The sequence below is a fragment of the Anaerobacillus sp. 1_MG-2023 genome, from assembly GCF_030547345.1.
GTDB lineage: Bacteria > Bacillota > Bacilli > Bacillales > Guptibacillaceae > Guptibacillus > Guptibacillus hwajinpoensis_B.
The window spans coordinates 162,195-178,183 of record NZ_JAUORD010000011.1 but is presented as its reverse complement, the minus strand read 5'-3'; the positions used below and the strand labels follow the sequence as shown (position 1 = coordinate 178,183).

The 15,989-nt window shown below is 40.5% G+C and carries 18 protein-coding genes; 5 read left to right on the top strand and 13 right to left on the bottom strand.

The window, feature by feature from the left end:
• Positions 1 to 95 precede the first annotated feature (95 nt).
• From pyc to glsA, 5 genes are all read right to left on the bottom strand, one after another.
• Complete coding sequence (gene pyc / locus Q4550_RS17635) at positions 96 to 3,536, bottom strand: pyruvate carboxylase (RefSeq protein ID WP_303534948.1); 3,441 nt, start codon at positions 3,534 to 3,536, stop codon at positions 96 to 98.
• Between the two features lie 17 nt (positions 3,537 to 3,553).
• Complete coding sequence (gene ftsW / locus Q4550_RS17630) at positions 3,554 to 4,714, bottom strand: putative lipid II flippase FtsW (protein WP_303534945.1); 1,161 nt, start codon at positions 4,712 to 4,714, stop codon at positions 3,554 to 3,556.
• Positions 4,715 to 5,359: 645 nt separating this feature from the next.
• Complete coding sequence (locus Q4550_RS17625) at positions 5,360 to 5,794, bottom strand: site-2 protease family protein (RefSeq protein ID WP_303534943.1); 435 nt, start codon at positions 5,792 to 5,794, stop codon at positions 5,360 to 5,362.
• Positions 5,795 to 5,976: 182 nt separating this feature from the next.
• Positions 5,977 to 6,246 carry an Fpa/YlaN family protein gene (locus Q4550_RS17620; protein WP_098445722.1) on the bottom strand — a complete coding sequence of 90 codons (270 nt, stop codon included), beginning with the start codon at positions 6,244 to 6,246 and terminating at the stop codon, positions 5,977 to 5,979.
• Positions 6,247 to 6,351: 105 nt separating this feature from the next.
• Positions 6,352 to 7,281 (bottom strand): glutaminase A, encoded by a 930-nt coding sequence (gene glsA, locus Q4550_RS17615; protein ID WP_303534939.1) that lies wholly within the window; start codon positions 7,279 to 7,281, stop codon positions 6,352 to 6,354.
• Between the two features lie 118 nt (positions 7,282 to 7,399).
• Here glsA and Q4550_RS17610 point away from each other — a divergent pair, with 118 nt between their 5' ends.
• Entirely contained in the window at positions 7,400 to 7,894 is a 495-nt protein-coding gene (locus tag Q4550_RS17610; RefSeq protein WP_303534938.1) for a peptidyl-prolyl cis-trans isomerase, read from the top strand.
• On the opposite strand, the gene Q4550_RS17605 is transcribed toward Q4550_RS17610, so the two are convergent.
• Positions 7,891 to 9,219, bottom strand: a complete 1,329-nt coding sequence (locus tag Q4550_RS17605; RefSeq protein ID WP_303534937.1) for a PhoH family protein — start codon at positions 9,217 to 9,219, stop codon at positions 7,891 to 7,893. The genes Q4550_RS17610 and Q4550_RS17605 overlap by 4 nt on opposite strands.
• A gap of 172 nt (positions 9,220 to 9,391) precedes the next feature.
• Here Q4550_RS17605 and Q4550_RS17600 point away from each other — a divergent pair, with 172 nt between their 5' ends.
• Positions 9,392 to 9,982: a YhcN/YlaJ family sporulation lipoprotein gene (locus Q4550_RS17600; RefSeq protein ID WP_303534935.1), complete on the top strand. Its 591-nt coding sequence runs from the start codon at positions 9,392 to 9,394 to the stop codon at positions 9,980 to 9,982.
• 56 nt (positions 9,983 to 10,038) lie between these two features.
• On the opposite strand, the gene Q4550_RS17595 is transcribed toward Q4550_RS17600, so the two are convergent.
• Positions 10,039 to 10,506, bottom strand: a complete 468-nt coding sequence (locus Q4550_RS17595) for a pyridoxamine 5'-phosphate oxidase family protein (RefSeq protein WP_303534933.1) — start codon at positions 10,504 to 10,506, stop codon at positions 10,039 to 10,041.
• A 100-nt stretch (positions 10,507 to 10,606) separates the two neighbouring features.
• Here Q4550_RS17595 and Q4550_RS17590 point away from each other — a divergent pair, with 100 nt between their 5' ends.
• Complete coding sequence (locus Q4550_RS17590; RefSeq protein WP_194221287.1) at positions 10,607 to 10,807, top strand: YlaI family protein; 201 nt, start codon at positions 10,607 to 10,609, stop codon at positions 10,805 to 10,807.
• On the top strand, positions 10,797 to 11,234 hold the full coding sequence (locus Q4550_RS17585; protein WP_303534931.1) for a hypothetical protein: 438 nt from the start codon (positions 10,797 to 10,799) through the stop codon (positions 11,232 to 11,234). Before Q4550_RS17590 ends, Q4550_RS17585 begins: the two co-directional genes overlap by 11 nt.
• Before the next feature lie 43 nt (positions 11,235 to 11,277).
• Here Q4550_RS17585 and Q4550_RS17580 read toward each other — a convergent pair whose 3' ends face one another.
• From Q4550_RS17580 to typA, 3 genes are all read right to left on the bottom strand, one after another.
• A complete protein-coding gene (locus tag Q4550_RS17580; protein WP_303534930.1) occupies positions 11,278 to 11,550 on the bottom strand; it encodes a hypothetical protein in 273 nt (90 codons plus the stop codon).
• A 22-nt stretch (positions 11,551 to 11,572) separates the two neighbouring features.
• On the bottom strand, positions 11,573 to 11,893 hold the full coding sequence (locus Q4550_RS17575) for a YlaH-like family protein (RefSeq protein ID WP_194221285.1): 321 nt from the start codon (positions 11,891 to 11,893) through the stop codon (positions 11,573 to 11,575).
• 242 nt (positions 11,894 to 12,135) lie between these two features.
• On the bottom strand, positions 12,136 to 13,968 hold the full coding sequence (typA, locus tag Q4550_RS17570; RefSeq protein WP_194221284.1) for a translational GTPase TypA: 1,833 nt from the start codon (positions 13,966 to 13,968) through the stop codon (positions 12,136 to 12,138).
• A gap of 151 nt (positions 13,969 to 14,119) precedes the next feature.
• Here typA and Q4550_RS17565 point away from each other — a divergent pair, with 151 nt between their 5' ends.
• Entirely contained in the window at positions 14,120 to 14,293 is a 174-nt protein-coding gene (locus Q4550_RS17565) for a DUF5325 family protein (RefSeq protein ID WP_194221283.1), read from the top strand.
• Between the two features lie 53 nt (positions 14,294 to 14,346).
• On the opposite strand, the gene Q4550_RS17560 is transcribed toward Q4550_RS17565, so the two are convergent.
• The 3 genes from Q4550_RS17560 to Q4550_RS17550 form a co-directional block, all read right to left on the bottom strand.
• On the bottom strand, positions 14,347 to 14,805 hold the full coding sequence (locus Q4550_RS17560; RefSeq protein WP_303534928.1) for a hypothetical protein: 459 nt from the start codon (positions 14,803 to 14,805) through the stop codon (positions 14,347 to 14,349).
• Positions 14,802 to 15,644: an inositol monophosphatase family protein gene (locus tag Q4550_RS17555; RefSeq protein WP_303534927.1), complete on the bottom strand. Its 843-nt coding sequence runs from the start codon at positions 15,642 to 15,644 to the stop codon at positions 14,802 to 14,804. Before Q4550_RS17555 ends, Q4550_RS17560 begins: the two co-directional genes overlap by 4 nt.
• A gap of 91 nt (positions 15,645 to 15,735) precedes the next feature.
• Positions 15,736 to 15,924, bottom strand: coding sequence for a hypothetical protein (locus tag Q4550_RS17550; protein WP_194221280.1), 189 nt, complete (start codon positions 15,922 to 15,924; stop codon positions 15,736 to 15,738).
• Positions 15,925 to 15,989: the final 65 nt, after the last annotated feature.

The following is a 15,989-nucleotide window of genomic DNA, read 5'->3' as shown; positions in this document are numbered from 1 at the left end:
AACGCGCGCCGATTGAATATCGACACGCGTTGGCAGCGTAGTTTTTTTAGACTGTCTACTTGACAGGGGTAGGACCAATTTTGCGCAGCTTTTTCTTATTCATTCATTTCTAGCAATAAGTCTCCCGATTCAATTCCCTCTCCATTAGCCACATGAATATGTTCCACTGTGCCACTACGAGGTGCCTGGACGGTTGTCTCCATTTTCATCGCTTCTGTGATCATGAGGTGATCACCTTTGTTTACTCTTTCTCCTTTTTCAACGAGGACTTTAATGACAGTTCCCGGCATCGTTGCTCCAATATGATTTGGATTAGTGCGATCCGCTTTCGGTTTAGCCGCAATTGCCGTTTTGATATTTTCGTCTTTAATCACAACTTCACGCGGCTGACCATTTAATTCGAAGTAAAGGGTGCGCTTGCCTTCTAGATTAGGCTCTCCAACCGAGACGAGCTTGACGATGAGCGTTTTACCCTGTTCGATTTCGACCTCAACTTCTTCTCCAAGTCGCATGCCATAAAGGAAAGTTGGTGTATCTAGAACGGATACATCCCCAAACATCTCTTGAACCTCTGCATACTCTAGATAGACTTTCGGGTAAAGAGCATAAGAGATCAGATCATGGCTAGTTACTTGACGATTGAATTTGTGATAAAGAGTTTCCTTTAAGTCCGTAAAGTTAACGGGTTCTAGAAGCTCTCCAGGTCTTGAAGTAATCGCCTCTCTACCTTTAAGAATAATTTGCTGAAGTTCTTTAGGAAAGCCTTGATACGGCTGGCCAAGGTATCCCTGGAAGAGTTCTACAACTGAATCAGGGAAATCTAGAGATTCTCCACGCTCGTACACATCATCTTCTGTTAAATTATTTTGAACCATATAAAGAGCCATATCGCCTACAACCTTAGAAGAAGGCGTAACCTTTACAATATCTCCAAACATTTCATTAACTCTTCGATACATGCGTTTCACATCATCCCAGCGTTCTCCAAGACCAACGCCTTTTGCCTGTTGTTGAAGATTACTATACTGCCCACCAGGCATTTCGTGCTCATATACTTCCGTATGTGGAGCGGTCATACCACTTTCAAATCCACTATAGTATTTACGTGTATCTTCCCAGTAATGAGACAATTCTTCTAACGCTTTAATACTAATATCCGGCTGTCGCTCTGAACCATCCATTGCATAATACAAGGAATTGGCACTTGGCTGAGATGTTAAGCCAGCCATAGAACTTACGGCTACGTCTACAATATCTACACCAGCCTCAATGGCTTTCGCGTATGTATAGATCCCATTACCGCTCGTATCATGCGTATGAAGATGAATAGGTATAGAGACAGTTTCTTTTAACATTGATATAAGTTCATATGCCGCTTGAGGCTTGAGTAACCCTGCCATATCCTTAATTCCTAAAATATGAGCACCAGCGTCTTCAAGTTCTTTTGCGAGCTGTTGATAATATTCAAGGTTATACTTAGACTTATCCGGATTTGAGATGTCACCTGTGTAGCAAATTGAAGCCTCAGCAATTTTTCCTGTTTGACGAACCGCTTCAATCGCTTTTGTCATGCCGTCCACCCAGTTCAAACTATCAAATATCCTAAACACATCAATTCCGGCGTCAGCAGACTTCTGAACAAACTCTCGAATGAGATTATCTGGATAATTCTTATATCCTACTGCGTTTGATGCTCGTAACAACATCTGGAACATCACATTTGGTACTTGCTCTCTAAGCTTAATTAAGCGATCCCACGGATCTTCTTTTAAATATCGTAATGAGACATCGAAGGTAGCGCCGCCCCACATTTCCATTGAGAACAGTTCGGGTAGCATGCGGGCAGTCGGCTCTGCAATATGCAATAAATCAGTCGTTCTCATTCTTGTCGCCAGAAGAGATTGATGACCGTCACGGAATGTCGTGTCGGTAAGTAACGTTTTCTTCTGTTCTTTCACCCATTTAACAAGTCCATCTGCACCTTGTTTATCAAGAATTTGTTTCGTTCCTTTTGGTATAGGCTCACTGTATTTTAAATGTGGTACTCTACGTTTCGTAAACGCAGGTTTTTTCTTTATATCAAGACCCGGGAAACCGTTAACTGTGATGTTCCCGATGTATGATAGCATTTTAGTGCCACGATCTTTTCGCTTCGGAAACACAAATAGCTCTGGTGATGAATCGATGAAAGATGTATTATATTCGCCTGATCGGAAGTTCTCGTGTTTCATTACATTTTCAAGGAAAGCAATATTCGTTTTAATTCCTCTAATACGGAATTCTTTTAAGTTTCTGACCATTTTAGATGAGGCTTGGTCAAAATTCAGCGCCCACGTTGATAGCTTCACAAGAAGTGAATCGTAATAAGGAGTAATGACAGCACCTTGATAAGCATTCCCTGCGTCAAGACGAACGCCGAATCCGCCACCCGATCTGTACGCCATTAGCTTCCCTGTATCAGGCATAAAATTATTTTCTGGATCTTCCGTCGTTACACGACATTGAATAGCGTAGCCGTGACAGTCAATGGCATCTTGCTTTGGTATACCTAGTCGATCACCATGAATGTGTTCACCCTCAGCAATCATAATTTGAGATTGAACAATATCGATTCCCGTGATCATTTCTGTAATGGTATGTTCCACTTGAACTCGAGGGTTTACTTCAATAAAATAGAATTCCCCCTCTTGGTTAACAAGAAATTCAACAGTACCTGCATTGACATACTGTACGTTTTCCATCAATTTCACTGCAGCTTCACAAATTTCTTGTCTAGAATCCTGTGTAAGTGAAACACTTGGTGCTACCTCGACAACTTTCTGGTGACGACGCTGCACCGAGCAGTCTCTCTCATAGAGGTGAATGGTATTACCATGCTTATCTCCAAGAATTTGAACTTCGATATGTTTCGGATTTTCTACAAATTTCTCCACATAAATTTCATCGCGCCCAAAGGCTGCTTTTGCTTCAGATTTAGCACGATCATAAGCCTCCGCCAAAGATTCTTCACTTCGGACGATTCGCATGCCTCTTCCGCCGCCTCCTAGGGCAGCTTTAATCATAAGAGGATACCCATTCTCATTTGCAAATGCCTTAACCTCATCAAGTCCTTCTACAGGTCCATCCGTTCCTGGAATGACCGGAAGCCCTGCTAATATGGCTTGTTTTCTAGCCTCTACCTTATCTCCGAACATTCGTAAATGGTTAAGTTCAGGTCCGATAAAAATGAGACCTTCCTCCTGACAACGTTTAGCAAACTGAAGATTCTCAGAAAGAAAGCCGTATCCAGGGTGAATGGCATCAATGTCGTTCGCCTTCGCAATCTCGATAATCCCCTCGATATCTAAATAAGCATCAATCGGCTTTTTATCCTCTCCGACAAGGTAAGCTTCATCTGCTTTATAACGATGGTACGATCCACTATCTTCTTTAGAATAAATAGCTACGGTTCGAATGTTCAATTCGGTACAAGCACGGAAAATTCGAATGGCGATTTCACCACGGTTAGCAACTAAAATTTTTGAAATAGCTGGCATATAATTTCCTCCTTAAACTAAAGCTCCATTTGAATCGTATTATCCTTTTTAACGTAACCTTCTTTCTGCTCTTTCCTTATATTCACAAAAGCAGAAACGTTCACTAGTATCCCCATTGATATCATCAGTAAAATTAATGAAGACCCACCGTAACTGATAAACGGAAGTGGGACACCTGTTACTGGTAACCAGCCTGTTATTGCACCAAGGTTGACGGCTGTTTGTACACCTACCATACCAGCAATGCCTATAGCTAGTAAGCTACCAAATGTATCCTTACAGCGAATACCTATAACAAATCCTTTAAATACGATATAACCTAACAAACCTACTACAAATACAACACCGAGTAATCCTAACTCTTCAGCCACAATGGCCATAATGAAATCGGTATGTGGTTCAGGTAAAAACCCGTATTTTTGAATACTCTGGCCAAATCCCTGACCAGTAATTCCACCTGATGCTATAGCGATATAAGAATTAATTAAATGGAAACCACTGTCTTCTGGGTCCGAAAATGGATCATAAGCTCCAGTAAATCTTGATGCCTGTTCAGGTGAGAGCGTCATCCACGCTAGAGCGAAAACAATCCCACCGATGACGATAAGCCCCAAAATGTGTCTCCACTTCATGCCAGAACAAACAATGACAATACCTGAAGTTAATGCGATAATCATTGCCGTCCCAAGATCTGGCTGTGAAGCAACTAACGCGAAAATCAATCCAATGACCATTAGAGGAGGCATTGCCCCTCTTACAAAGTTAGAAATATAGGCTTGTTTTTTGGAGTAAATAGCCGCAAGGTAAATGATTAACCCTAGTTTAACGAATTCAGAAGGCTGAAAACTAAACGAGCCGATTTCAATCCAACTCTGTGCATTGTTCGTCGTGGATCCGATCAATTTTACAAGCAGTAGTGACAAAACAGAGAGTCCTAGAATAGGAACGATAAATTTCCTATAAGCCTTATATGGAAAGACCATCGCTAGTAGGAACATAACGAGAGATGCCGCTAACCAGATGATTTGTCTGTTGAAGAAGTAAGCACTGTTTGCTTCATGTCGCATCACAGCCCATACCATACTTGCACTGTAAACCATAACGAGCCCAAACCCGCACAAAAGTAATACACTAATGATTAGAGAGTAATCATAATGCTTAAATAATTTTTTAATCATAAACGTCATCCTACCTATTTATTTTCTATTAAGAAGTTTGCATCAGCTCACTGTTAACTTCATAATTACTTGTTGGTTTATTCGCCTTTTAGAAACTAAAAAGTATTGGTGGTGTTGAAGGATTCCCGTGGCCAGACCCCACATTGCTTAACTTTAAATCAGAACACGCATCTTGTGTTCTAGTTCAAGAGCTCCACTATCTCCGTTTCTAAACGCTCGTCTCCGCTTTTCATGTGTCTAGCTGCAGTGGGCAGGGTCTCGATCGCTTCACCCCATAAAATGAACACAAAGACCGTGTTCTTTTTATGGGCCTCCAGCGCTTGTCGCCCCTAAACGCCCACTTCCGCTTTTCGGTGTCCAGCTGTGCGGGCCAAATCCTCCGGCTGTTTCAACCATTCGAATGAGACATAAAGCGTCTCACTCTCATGGCCTCCAACATCCTGCGGATTTAGACGGGCCCGCTCCGCTTTTCGGTGTCCAGCTACGATTCGCAGAAACTGCGATATTTCACTCTTTCACCAGAACACAAAGGGCGTGTTCTAGTTCAAGAGCTCCAATATCTCCGTTTCTAAACGCTCGTCTCCGCTTTTCGAAGTATGTATAGGTTTCGATGGGATTTGGGTGAAACCTGCTGTCCTTTTGAAATTAAGTTTTTTTGAGAAGGACTTTTAATATGGTCCATCCGTCTGATTCTTTCCCGAGAAGTTTGAACGGGATCAGATTGGTTATTCCAAGCCAGAGGTTAAAGAAAAGAACCCAGGCTATGATGGATGGGTGGAATGGCAGAATGAGAGCGAGTGCGGCGACGATAAGATTCATGAGTGGACCAGCTATGGCAATGGCGAGTTTCCCATAGGCTTTATCAGGTTGTGAGCTGATGGTCATTCCTCCAGCGAAATAAATAGCATTAACGGCTACTTCTCCTCTCGGGTGTCTCCATGTAAAGATTCTTGGACCTATGCCCAGGTGTAGTTTCACACCAGCTCTCGTAAAAACATTGGCTGCCACTGTGTGGCCCGCCTCATGAAGTAATAAACTGATGGGAGATATAACAAGGATCACCATGAGCAAATCATACATTCGTATCTACTCCTAAAATCTTCTGAATTCTTTTACGGCCTATTCGTATTCTATCATATTTTCTTCTTGCTACTATCACTTAATGCGGAACTGCAAAGTGAATAAGTCAAAAAGTTTATGTGTGACAAAGAAAACAAAAATAAACAAAAAGCTCAAACTATCATTGATAGTTTGAGCTTTCATTATTTCCTCATACTAGCTTCATGAAGAGCCGAAAGCTGACGCTCAAGTGATTCAAGCAATTCTTTGCCATCCTCTTCATTTACTAATCCAAGACGAACCGCGAAGTCAATTTCGCGAGATAAACCAAACATCTGCGTATCAAGAACCTCTTCATACAGAGGACACTGAGGCATCGTCAAATTCTCCATTTGAACTTCGATAAGTTTTAGGATCTTATGCGCATCGGCTTTTAACAGCTCGTATGCTTTTTCACGATGTCCTGTTGCCATACCAGTTGACAAATCTGATCCCTCCGTTCCCTTTCCCATTCCTTCTATTATCATAAAAGGAATACCACAAAATTGCAAGAAAAAGCAGGGTAAACGCGGATGTATTTAGAAAATACTTAGTCCATATTGTGAAGAAAGATTCTCAAGAAGTTTGTTTCCAGCAATGCTATTTCCTTTTGCATCAAGTGGTGGACTATAAACACCAATTCCCATTTCATTTGGAACAAGGCTTAAAATCCCACCTGAGACACCACTTTTTGCAGGGATGGCCACGTTAATCGCAAACTCACCAGATGCATTGTACATGCCGCATGTGACCATAAACGTTTTCACGATTCTCGCTATATATCTTGGTATAATCCTTCTTTCCGTTTCAGGGTCTTTTCCTTCATTGGCTAGAACCATCCCTATTCTAGCAAGATCTTTACAGTTCACTTCGATTGCACACTGTTTTGTATAGGCTTCAAGAAGCATTTCTACATTATCATCAATAATGCCGTGCTGCTTCATAAAATAACTTAATGCTCGGTTTAAATTCGCCGATTCATATTCCGAATCCGCGACTTCGGTATTAATTCCAATGCTAGAGTTGTTCGTCATATCATGTATTAATTGCAGTATGCGTCCAACTTTTTCCTCTACTGAACTACCATGAATTATATTTGTAACAACTAATGCCCCCGCATTAATCATTGGATTAAGTGGTTTTGAGGGTACCATCGTCTCAAGTTTGGCAATTGAATTAAATGGATCTCCCGTAGGCTCCATTCCTACCCTTGAGAAAACATGCTGCTCTCCTGCGTCCATGATTGCTAAGGCTAGTGTTAGAACTTTAGAAATACTTTGAAGGGTAAACGTTTCGCCTACATCTCCGGCTGATAAACATCCGTCTTCCTTGGAGTAGATTGCGATTGCTAGCTTATCTGGATCGGATTTTGCAAGGGCTGGAATATAATCTGCCACTTTTCCATCTTTCGTATAGGGCTTGCTTTTCCTAACTAGTTCCATTAATTCTTCTTCTGTACGACATCTCATCTTAAATCCTCCCGCTCGGAACAAATTGACTCTCACCATACTGTTCCCCAAATGTGACAAATGCAAGCATAACCGGTATACTTGTTTTGCAAAAGATTTTGATTGTGGGGTGTACAAGATGGAGACGATTCTACCTATTAAGGGGAAAGTCAATTATTCCATTACTTTAGACGCAAGCGTATGGATATTTGATGATCGTAAGATTGAATTAGAGGAATTTTTGAAATTTGATGGTTCAAGCGAAAAGAATGAGAACGATTACATACGTACTCAGGCTGAACGCTTTGAAAGAGAGCTTACAGGAATTAAACCTCCTGTTAACAAAAGTATCAAAAGGTTTGAGAAAGAACGCATTCTAACAGGAAGTTTCGTTATTCCCCTTAAACCTTTTTTATCTAATGCTGATCCTACTAACGATAGCGAGAAGGTTCAGCTCGATTTCAAAGATGGCTCTAAGCAGAGTATGACATTGGATGAAGCCATGAACGGCTTTCTTCGCTTTTCACAAGATGGAAAGCCGCTCAGGGAAGATGGCCCTACCCATTTCTATTTCGGGGATGGCTCAAACGCTTCCGAACCATTTAAATACGTTTCAGGTATAACTGTTATCTAAAGTAGATCAGCTGCAATGCGGGCAAGCAGAGAACGTTCACCTTTCTCGAGCTTAACATGTCCGCTAAGCGGCTGGTCTTTAAATTTTTCGACTACATAGGTGAGTCCATTCGTGTATTCATCAAGATAAGGATGATCAATTTGCTGTGGATCACCGAGGAGAACAATTTTACTTCCCTCACCAACTCTTGTTAAGATCGTTTTCACTTCATGCTTGGTTAAATTTTGTGCTTCATCTATTATTATATATTGATCAGGTAAACTTCTTCCACGAATGTACGTTAATGCTTCTACTTGAATGGAACCGATTCCCGAGAGGATCTTTTCAAGCTCCCCCGTCTTTTTAACATTAAACAGATATTCTAGATTATCAAATATAGGCTGCATCCACGGACGTAACTTTTCTTCTTTCTCCCCTGGCAGAAATCCAATATCTTTTCCAACTGGAACAATCGGCCGCGCAATAAAAAGTTTTTTGTAGCGATTTAAATCTTCTGTTTGCATTAATCCAGCCGCCATTGCTAAAAGCGTTTTTCCTGTTCCTGCTTTACCTACAAGTGTAACAAGAGGAATATCGCTCCGAACAAGTAAATCTAACGCCATTCTTTGCTGTACATTCCTCGGCCCTATTCCCCACATATATTCCGTTTCCATCGCTGTCTTTTCAACTTTTTTACAATTCTTATCCACTTTTCCAATTCCAGATGACGAGGCTTGAACTGGATCTTTTAAGATGACGTATTGATTGGGATAAAGCGGTCTTCCTTTTAACATTTTGGCGTCAATATAATGCTTCTCAAAAAACTGATTTAGCACCTCTGAATCAACGTACCGTTCTTCATATCCTGTATAAATCTGATTAAATTCAACAACTCTGTCGCTTAAAAAATCCTCCGCTTGTATGCCCATTGCATCCGCTTTAACACGAACCAAAGCATCTTTACTAACAAGAATCACTGTTCGACCAGACTTTAATTTTCCTTCTTCTAAAAACAAATTCAATGCGACTGCCAGAATTCTGTTATCGTTCGTTTTCTCAACAAATTTATCTTGTAAGTATTGAAAAGATCGATGGTTCAGTTCGATTCGAAGCGTACCACCGTTTTCAAGAGGAATCGACTCATGAAGCTTTCCGCGTTCTCGAAAACCATCAATCATGCGTGATACTTGCCTTGCGTTCCTGCCTATTTCATCCATATACCTTTTTTTTGAATCCACTTCTTCTAACACCACAGCTGGAATGACAATTTCATTCGTCTCAAACGAATAAATCGCATTTGGATCCTGGAGTAACACGTTAGTATCTAGGACGTAAACCTTATCCAACACTTCGCCTCCTGACCAAATTTAAGTTGCTCTAACAGGTACGAAAAACAGTTGGGACTATCTACGTTTTCTATAATCTATGAACTAGTGTATAAAGTTAGACGGTTATTCAGAAAATAATTAACAAACTGTAGGAATTTATTATAAATCGCTTATTACGGAGGTAATCGATATGATTAAGATTCGATGGAGTCTCATCGTGATTTGTCTACTTGCTGCATGTCAGGCAAATGATGATCCTGTTGCTACAAATAAGGAAAAAACGGAGCGAGTTCAATATGTCAAACAGTCCGTCAAAACACCAGAGGATAAAAACTTATCAGCTACAGATATTGCGGAAAATCTTGTTACAATCGCTAAACAAGTACCTGATGTGAACGATGCTACAGCTATTGTTACTGGAAAATATGCAGTAGTCGGTATTGATGTAAACCAAAAGCTCGATCGTTCTCGAGTTAGCTCCATCAAATATACAGTAGCCGAAGCACTTCAAAAAGATCCATATGGAGCAAATGCAGTGATTACAGCTGATGCCGACACTACTTATCGATTGAAGCAAATGGCGACCGAAATTAAACGAGGGCATCCAATCGGAGGTGTAATGGAAGAGCTTGCTGATATTGTCGGAAGACTAATGCCTGAAGTGCCAAGTAAAACGAACAAATCCGAACCTGATCCTGTTCGCTCAAATGACAAACAAATACCCGCAAAAGAAGAAAAACAATTGAAACAGCAGCAGGAGAAACAAGACTTAGATAAGTAATTCTTCGGCTTTTACAGATCTCTACTAAAACAAACTAACCGACCCCAACGGGTCAGTTAGTTTGTTTCGGTGGTTTTTTTTAATTGAGCCATGACGGAGCGATCTAATTTTGCAGCTGCTTCAGGATCATACGTTTTTTCATAGACAGGTTCAACCGACATTTTCGCACCATAAAACATCACATCTCGCACTTCTTTAATCTGAAGCTTAAACATTGTAAGCTTCAGCGGAACGTCCTGCATCCTCTCCTCCGCTAATGAAGCCCTACCGGTGATTGCATAGGTACTTTCATTTCCAATTAGCGTAATCGAAACATGATCATTGGTCTGAATATTTGTCACAATTCTCGATTTCTGATCCACAGCGAACACGATTGTTTCACGATTGACAGCGTATAACCAGGAGATAGCGCTAATATTTGGTCCTGTTGTTTCATGATCAATCGTTGAAAGAAGCGCATATTGTTCTCTCTTAAGTAACGTTAAAAGATCATTCGTTAAAGTTTGGTCTACTTTATTTGGCATGATATTCCCTCCATTTTATTACCTGTTATCTAACGCATTATACTGCAAAGGATACCGTTATTCATGATATACTAGCAACATGGAATGAGAGGTGTAAAAGATGCGAGTAAAATGTGTATTATGTGATAAAATCGAAAAAATCGATAGCGGGAGTCCGCTTGCTAAAAAACTACGCAATAGACCGATTCATACCTATATGTGTGACACATGCAATGAACGAATTGAGACGCGAACAAAAGAACGTAAAGATACTGGGGAGTTCAAATTATTCCACCAGGATGAATCGAACGATGAGTGGTAAAATAAAGCTTGGTCTACTGGCTGGAACGATTTCTGGGATTGCCCTCGGACTAATATTAAAAGTTATTCAAATCACTACTGGCAAACTCGTTTATACACTCCTTCTAAACATTGATTTCATACCGATTATTGGGAACATAAACTGGCCAGAACTTATTGAATTTGTTTTTCATCTTATTATCTCCCTTATCATCGGTGTTGTTTTCAGTTTAGGGAGCTCAAGATTTTTCTCTAATAAGAAAGTATATCAGGCGATCTTTGCTTACGTATTAACTCTACCAACCGTTTTTCTCTATTTCCCTTTAACATACTTTGCTATTAAGCCCACTCCGGATCTCTTTGACCTCGTCGCGATTGGATACTGGACAATAGGGCACTTCATCTATGCAGCGATCTTGTTTGGTGTTTATGCCCTTTATGAAAAATAGCCTTGTGATAAGAAAGACGTGCTTTCAGCACGTCTTTTCTCATTCATTGATTATACTTTGGTTCATTTTCAATCGAGGATAACAGCGCTTCAATTAATTCAGATGGAAATTTCTTCGAATCGCTTTTTCCATCCTTCACATAATAAACGACGTAGTATTCCTCAGTCACTTCCACAGATAAGTCCTCCACATAATGATCTTCTGTTAAGATGTCCATAAAAAAACTGCACGTATCTTGCGCTGCCTGATCATCCTTTCGATGATCAGCGACAACTTTAATACTAAGCCAATTATACATCGTATCCTGAAGATTCAAAGTGTCCCTCCACCTTATGACATTACGCTTCTTTTTTCTTCGCTTGATTGAGTCGCACCTTATAAATAATTAATACGACAGCAGAAGCTACTAATCCTTCAGCAACCGGCAAACCGATTCCAAAAAAGGTTAGCGGAAAACATCCAATAACAAGAACAGCGTAAACGATGACGTTTTTTAGCAGAGGAAGTTTTTTAGCAAAGCCAAGACGATAGACAACAATACAAAGGATAACGATGATCGCATATAGCAAATAAAACCCCAGGGTCATATTATCTTCAATGCCAACCAACTTAGCGAAAAATGATAAATCTTCCGATGCAATGGTAGGTTCCGTATTCATTTATTCACCCCCGGTATAAAAGCATAATAAAACAAACCATAAATAAAAGTAAACGATTTCTTCTCTTTTTTTTAAAAAAAAAGCTATGTTAATAAAGGTTTCACTCAAGTGAGCCCAAAATCAAGAATCAACAGGAAAACCTAACATAGCTTTTAAAAAACCCATACATAAGAGGGAAAATTGCTAAACAATAAAAAAAACGATCCAAAAGGGATGCCCCTTTTGAATCGCATTAGACACCCTTATTGGGCTGTTTTTTTCTTTTTAGCGTTCTTTTCACGTTCGTTCTTATCAAGGATTTTCTTACGAAGACGGATTGAATCCGGTGTTACTTCGCAATACTCATCATCGTTCAAATACTCAAGTGCTTCTTCAAGAGTTAGAACGCGAGGCTTCTTCATGGAAACCGTTTGGTCTTTGTTGGCAGAACGCATATTCGTCATCTGCTTCACTTTAACGATGTTAACCGTGATGTCATTCTCACGAGTGTGTTCCCCAACGATCATTCCTTCGTAAACTTCAGTACCTGGAGCTACGAAGATTGTACCGCGGTCTTCAACACCCATAATACCGTATTCTGATGCTTTTCCTTTTTCCATTGAAACAAGAACACCAGCACGACGTCCACCTACTCGACCGCTAATAAGAGGCATATATGTTTCAAATGTATGGTTAATAATACCATATCCACGTGTTTGTGTTAGGAACTCAGTTGAGTAACCAATCAAACCACGAGCAGGAACCATGAATTCAAGGCGAACTTGACCTGAACCGTTGTTTACCATGTTAACCATTTCACCTTTACGCTCACCAAGTGATTCCATTACAGAACCAGTGTAGTCTTCAGGTACGTCGATTTGAACGCGTTCAACAGGCTCACTTGCAACGCCGTCTACTTCACGAACGATAACTTCAGGTTTTGAAACTTGAAGCTCATATCCTTCACGACGCATGTTCTCAATTAGGATTGAAAGGTGAAGTTCACCACGTCCTGAGACAACCCATGCATCTGGAGAATCTGTATTTTCAACGCGAAGACTTACGTCAGTTTCAAGCTGAGCTCTAAGACGCTCTTCAATTTTACGACTTGTAATGTATTTACCTTCTTTACCAGCAAAAGGACTATTGTTTACAAGGAACGTCATCTGAAGAGTAGGCTCGTCAATACGAAGGATAGGAAGTGCTTCCTGATGATCGTAAGGACAAACTGTTTCACCTACGTTGATTTCTTCCATACCAGAAACCGCTACAAGGTCGCCAGCTTTCGCTTCTTCGATCTCAGTACGCTTCAATCCAATGAAACCAAAGAGCTTAGTCACTCTGAATTGCTTCACTGTTCCATCGACCTTCATCAGGGCTACCTGTTGGCCAACTTTCATTGTTCCTCTGAACACACGACCAATTCCAATTCTTCCAAGATAGTCGTTGTAATCAAGAAGTGTAATCTGGAATTGAAGAGGCTCGTCACTGTTATCTAGAGGTGCAGGAATGTTATCAATAATTGTGTTCATAAGAACTTTCATATCGTCATCCTGTACTTCAGGATCAAGACTAGCTGTACCGTTGATTGCTGAAGCATAAACTACTGGGAAGTCCAGCTGATCTTCGTCCGCGCCAAGATCAATAAATAAATCAACTACTTCATCCACAACTTCTTCAGGACGTGCTGCAGGACGGTCAATTTTGTTAAGAACTACAATTGGTGTAAGCTTCTGCTCAAGAGCCTTCTTAAGCACGAAACGTGTCTGTGGCATACACCCTTCATAAGCGTCAACAACTAGAAGAACGCCATCTACCATTTTCATGATACGTTCAACTTCACCACCGAAATCGGCATGTCCAGGTGTATCCATGATGTTGATTCGTTTGTCTTCATAGTTAATTGCCGTATTTTTAGCAAGGATCGTGATCCCGCGTTCTCTCTCAAGGTCGTTCGAATCCATCGCACGTTCGCTTACTTGCTCGTTATCACGAAACGTTCCAGACTGGTGTAGCATTTGGTCTACCAACGTCGTTTTGCCGTGGTCAACGTGGGCAATGATTGCGATGTTACGAATATCTTCTCTTATTGCCATTAATTATTCTCTCCTCGTATTCTCGCCTTATTTCTGACGATAAACTCAATAACTAGACCATTATAACACAGATATCGCTATACGCGAAATTTCTCTTCTTTCACCAGCCACACGGTTATTGTACACTAGTACTATAAAGGGGGCTTTCTACATGAACAAGCATAATTTCCTTTTACTCTTAATGGCCATTCTAGCGGTTGCAAGCATGTGTGCAATCGGCGTATCTATAGCTGAACAAAGCTGGATCGGCGGGCTTCTTTCATTTATCGGAGTAGGTTTCTTTATGGGAATGGGCTTTCGTATTAAACGTAAAGCAGAACTATAAGATCACATGAAAAGAGCTGTTCAAATAGAACAGCTCTTTTATCTATTTACCTTTCACCCATTTGGGTGGACCAAAATCAAATATTTCTTTCCCTCTTCTTCAATTCCGTATTGCTCGAATCCACACTTACCTAAAAAAAGACTCCATTCGTTCAGATCATAAGGAATACCTGAAAAAACAACATTGTTTTTTTTACTTAAGAGGGTGAGAATAACGCTACGACCAATGCCCGACCTTCGCTTCATAGGATGAACAACAATTGTCCCTAACCATGATTTTTGATTAGACGGTGCATCGTCAAGAACGGCCGTAATCGCTACCGGTAGATCGCCGTAGAACCATACATTAAACTCGCAGCCCATTCCTTCATATGTTTGTATGTATGAAACCATATCTTCGAATAATGGGATTCGACCAAATTCTTCAAGAAGCCATGTTTCGTCTTCTTGCGTCCACTCAAAAAGAAGCTCAGCAATATTTTCTTGAGATTCAGGAGCTGTAAACAACCTCATCTTGAAGAAGGAGTTCTTAAGTAATAATTTTGATCAAGCGCAGGCTGAATGTATTCTTTTTGGACCTCAGTATGGAATAATTCAGTACCAGCAAAAATTGTATTCTTATCAAGTAAATCAATCTCTTTGTTATCAACTGTTGTACATATCCCTCCGCCTTCCTCGATTAACATTTTACCAGCAGCAAAATCCCACGGAGCAAGTCGCAGGGAAACATACCCATCAAGTCGACCCGCTGCTACGTACGCTAATTCAATAGCTGCACTACCATAAGAACGTGTTCCACGGATTTTTTTTAGAAGAGGTGAGAACGTGCGAGGGTCTATTCGATGATTTTCTGTTACCCAGGTCGCGTTAATAGCAAGAAGGGATTCTGAAAGGTTAGTCGTTTTCAACGGTTTGATTTTCTCATCATTTAAATAAACTCCTGAACCTTTTTTACAATGATACAACTCGTCCTTCGTTACATCATAAATAAACGCCAGTTTCCCTACTCCCTCTTCGTATATCCCGATCGATATAGCGAAATTCGTTTGTTGATGAACGAAATTCATCGTTCCATCAATAGGATCTAAAAACCAAATAATGCCGTTCAACTGTTCTATATTATCACCAAAACCTTCTTCGCCCATGATTCGATGACTTGGGTAAGCTCCCTTAATTTTCTCAATAAAAAACTTCTCCGTTTGTTTATCAATATCCGTTACGAGATCGTTTGGATTGCTTTTAGTATCAATCTTAAAGGAAGTTGTGAAGGAAGCCATGATCTCTTGACCCGCTTCTCGTATCCATCTGATTGCATCTTCATATACATTGTCCCAGTTTGTGTGCTGTGTCATGGTTCGATCTCCTTTTGCCTTAATTTTCTTTCTACCTCTTATTATGACAGGAAAAGAAGAAAAAACGAACCTTTTTGCAAGGTTCGCTTCATTAAGCTTCTAATCTGACCATTTCTTTTCGAAGCTCCTCTAGCTTCACTTTACATCTCTTCATTTCATCCTGATCACTAGCCGTCATTGCATCGTGTAGTGTTGCCAGCTCATAGTCAATTTCCATTCTCAGCACCGGGATCCGCTTCTCTGCCTCGTTTCTTTGCAATGACTGAATCACTTGTTTCATGGTAACCTACACCCCTCTCAAATTCGATTAAGCAGTCATAGTCATCAGATCCGGCTATAAGACGG

Coding starts and splice junctions, on each gene's coding strand:
- Q4550_RS17600 (WP_303534935.1), top strand. CDS start 9,392: ATGATTAAGATTCGATGGAGTCTCATCGTGATTTGTCTACTTGCTGCA.
- Q4550_RS17575 (WP_194221285.1), bottom strand. CDS start 11,893: ATGAATACGGAACCTACCATTGCATCGGAAGATTTATCATTTTTCGCT.
- Q4550_RS17590 (WP_194221287.1), top strand. CDS start 10,607: ATGCGAGTAAAATGTGTATTATGTGATAAAATCGAAAAAATCGATAGC.
- Q4550_RS17565 (WP_194221283.1), top strand. CDS start 14,120: ATGAACAAGCATAATTTCCTTTTACTCTTAATGGCCATTCTAGCGGTT.
- Q4550_RS17625 (WP_303534943.1), bottom strand. CDS start 5,794: ATGTATGATTTGCTCATGGTGATCCTTGTTATATCTCCCATCAGTTTA.
- Q4550_RS17550 (WP_194221280.1), bottom strand. CDS start 15,924: ATGAAACAAGTGATTCAGTCATTGCAAAGAAACGAGGCAGAGAAGCGG.
- pyc (WP_303534948.1), bottom strand. CDS start 3,536: ATGCCAGCTATTTCAAAAATTTTAGTTGCTAACCGTGGTGAAATCGCC.
- Q4550_RS17610 (WP_303534938.1), top strand. CDS start 7,400: ATGGAGACGATTCTACCTATTAAGGGGAAAGTCAATTATTCCATTACT.
- glsA (WP_303534939.1), bottom strand. CDS start 7,281: ATGAGATGTCGTACAGAAGAAGAATTAATGGAACTAGTTAGGAAAAGC.
- ftsW (WP_303534945.1), bottom strand. CDS start 4,714: ATGATTAAAAAATTATTTAAGCATTATGATTACTCTCTAATCATTAGT.
- Q4550_RS17620 (WP_098445722.1), bottom strand. CDS start 6,246: ATGGCAACAGGACATCGTGAAAAAGCATACGAGCTGTTAAAAGCCGAT.
- typA (WP_194221284.1), bottom strand. CDS start 13,968: ATGGCAATAAGAGAAGATATTCGTAACATCGCAATCATTGCCCACGTT.
- Q4550_RS17585 (WP_303534931.1), top strand. CDS start 10,797: ATGAGTGGTAAAATAAAGCTTGGTCTACTGGCTGGAACGATTTCTGGG.
- Q4550_RS17555 (WP_303534927.1), bottom strand. CDS start 15,644: ATGACACAGCACACAAACTGGGACAATGTATATGAAGATGCAATCAGA.
- Q4550_RS17560 (WP_303534928.1), bottom strand. CDS start 14,805: ATGAGGTTGTTTACAGCTCCTGAATCTCAAGAAAATATTGCTGAGCTT.
- Q4550_RS17595 (WP_303534933.1), bottom strand. CDS start 10,506: ATGCCAAATAAAGTAGACCAAACTTTAACGAATGATCTTTTAACGTTA.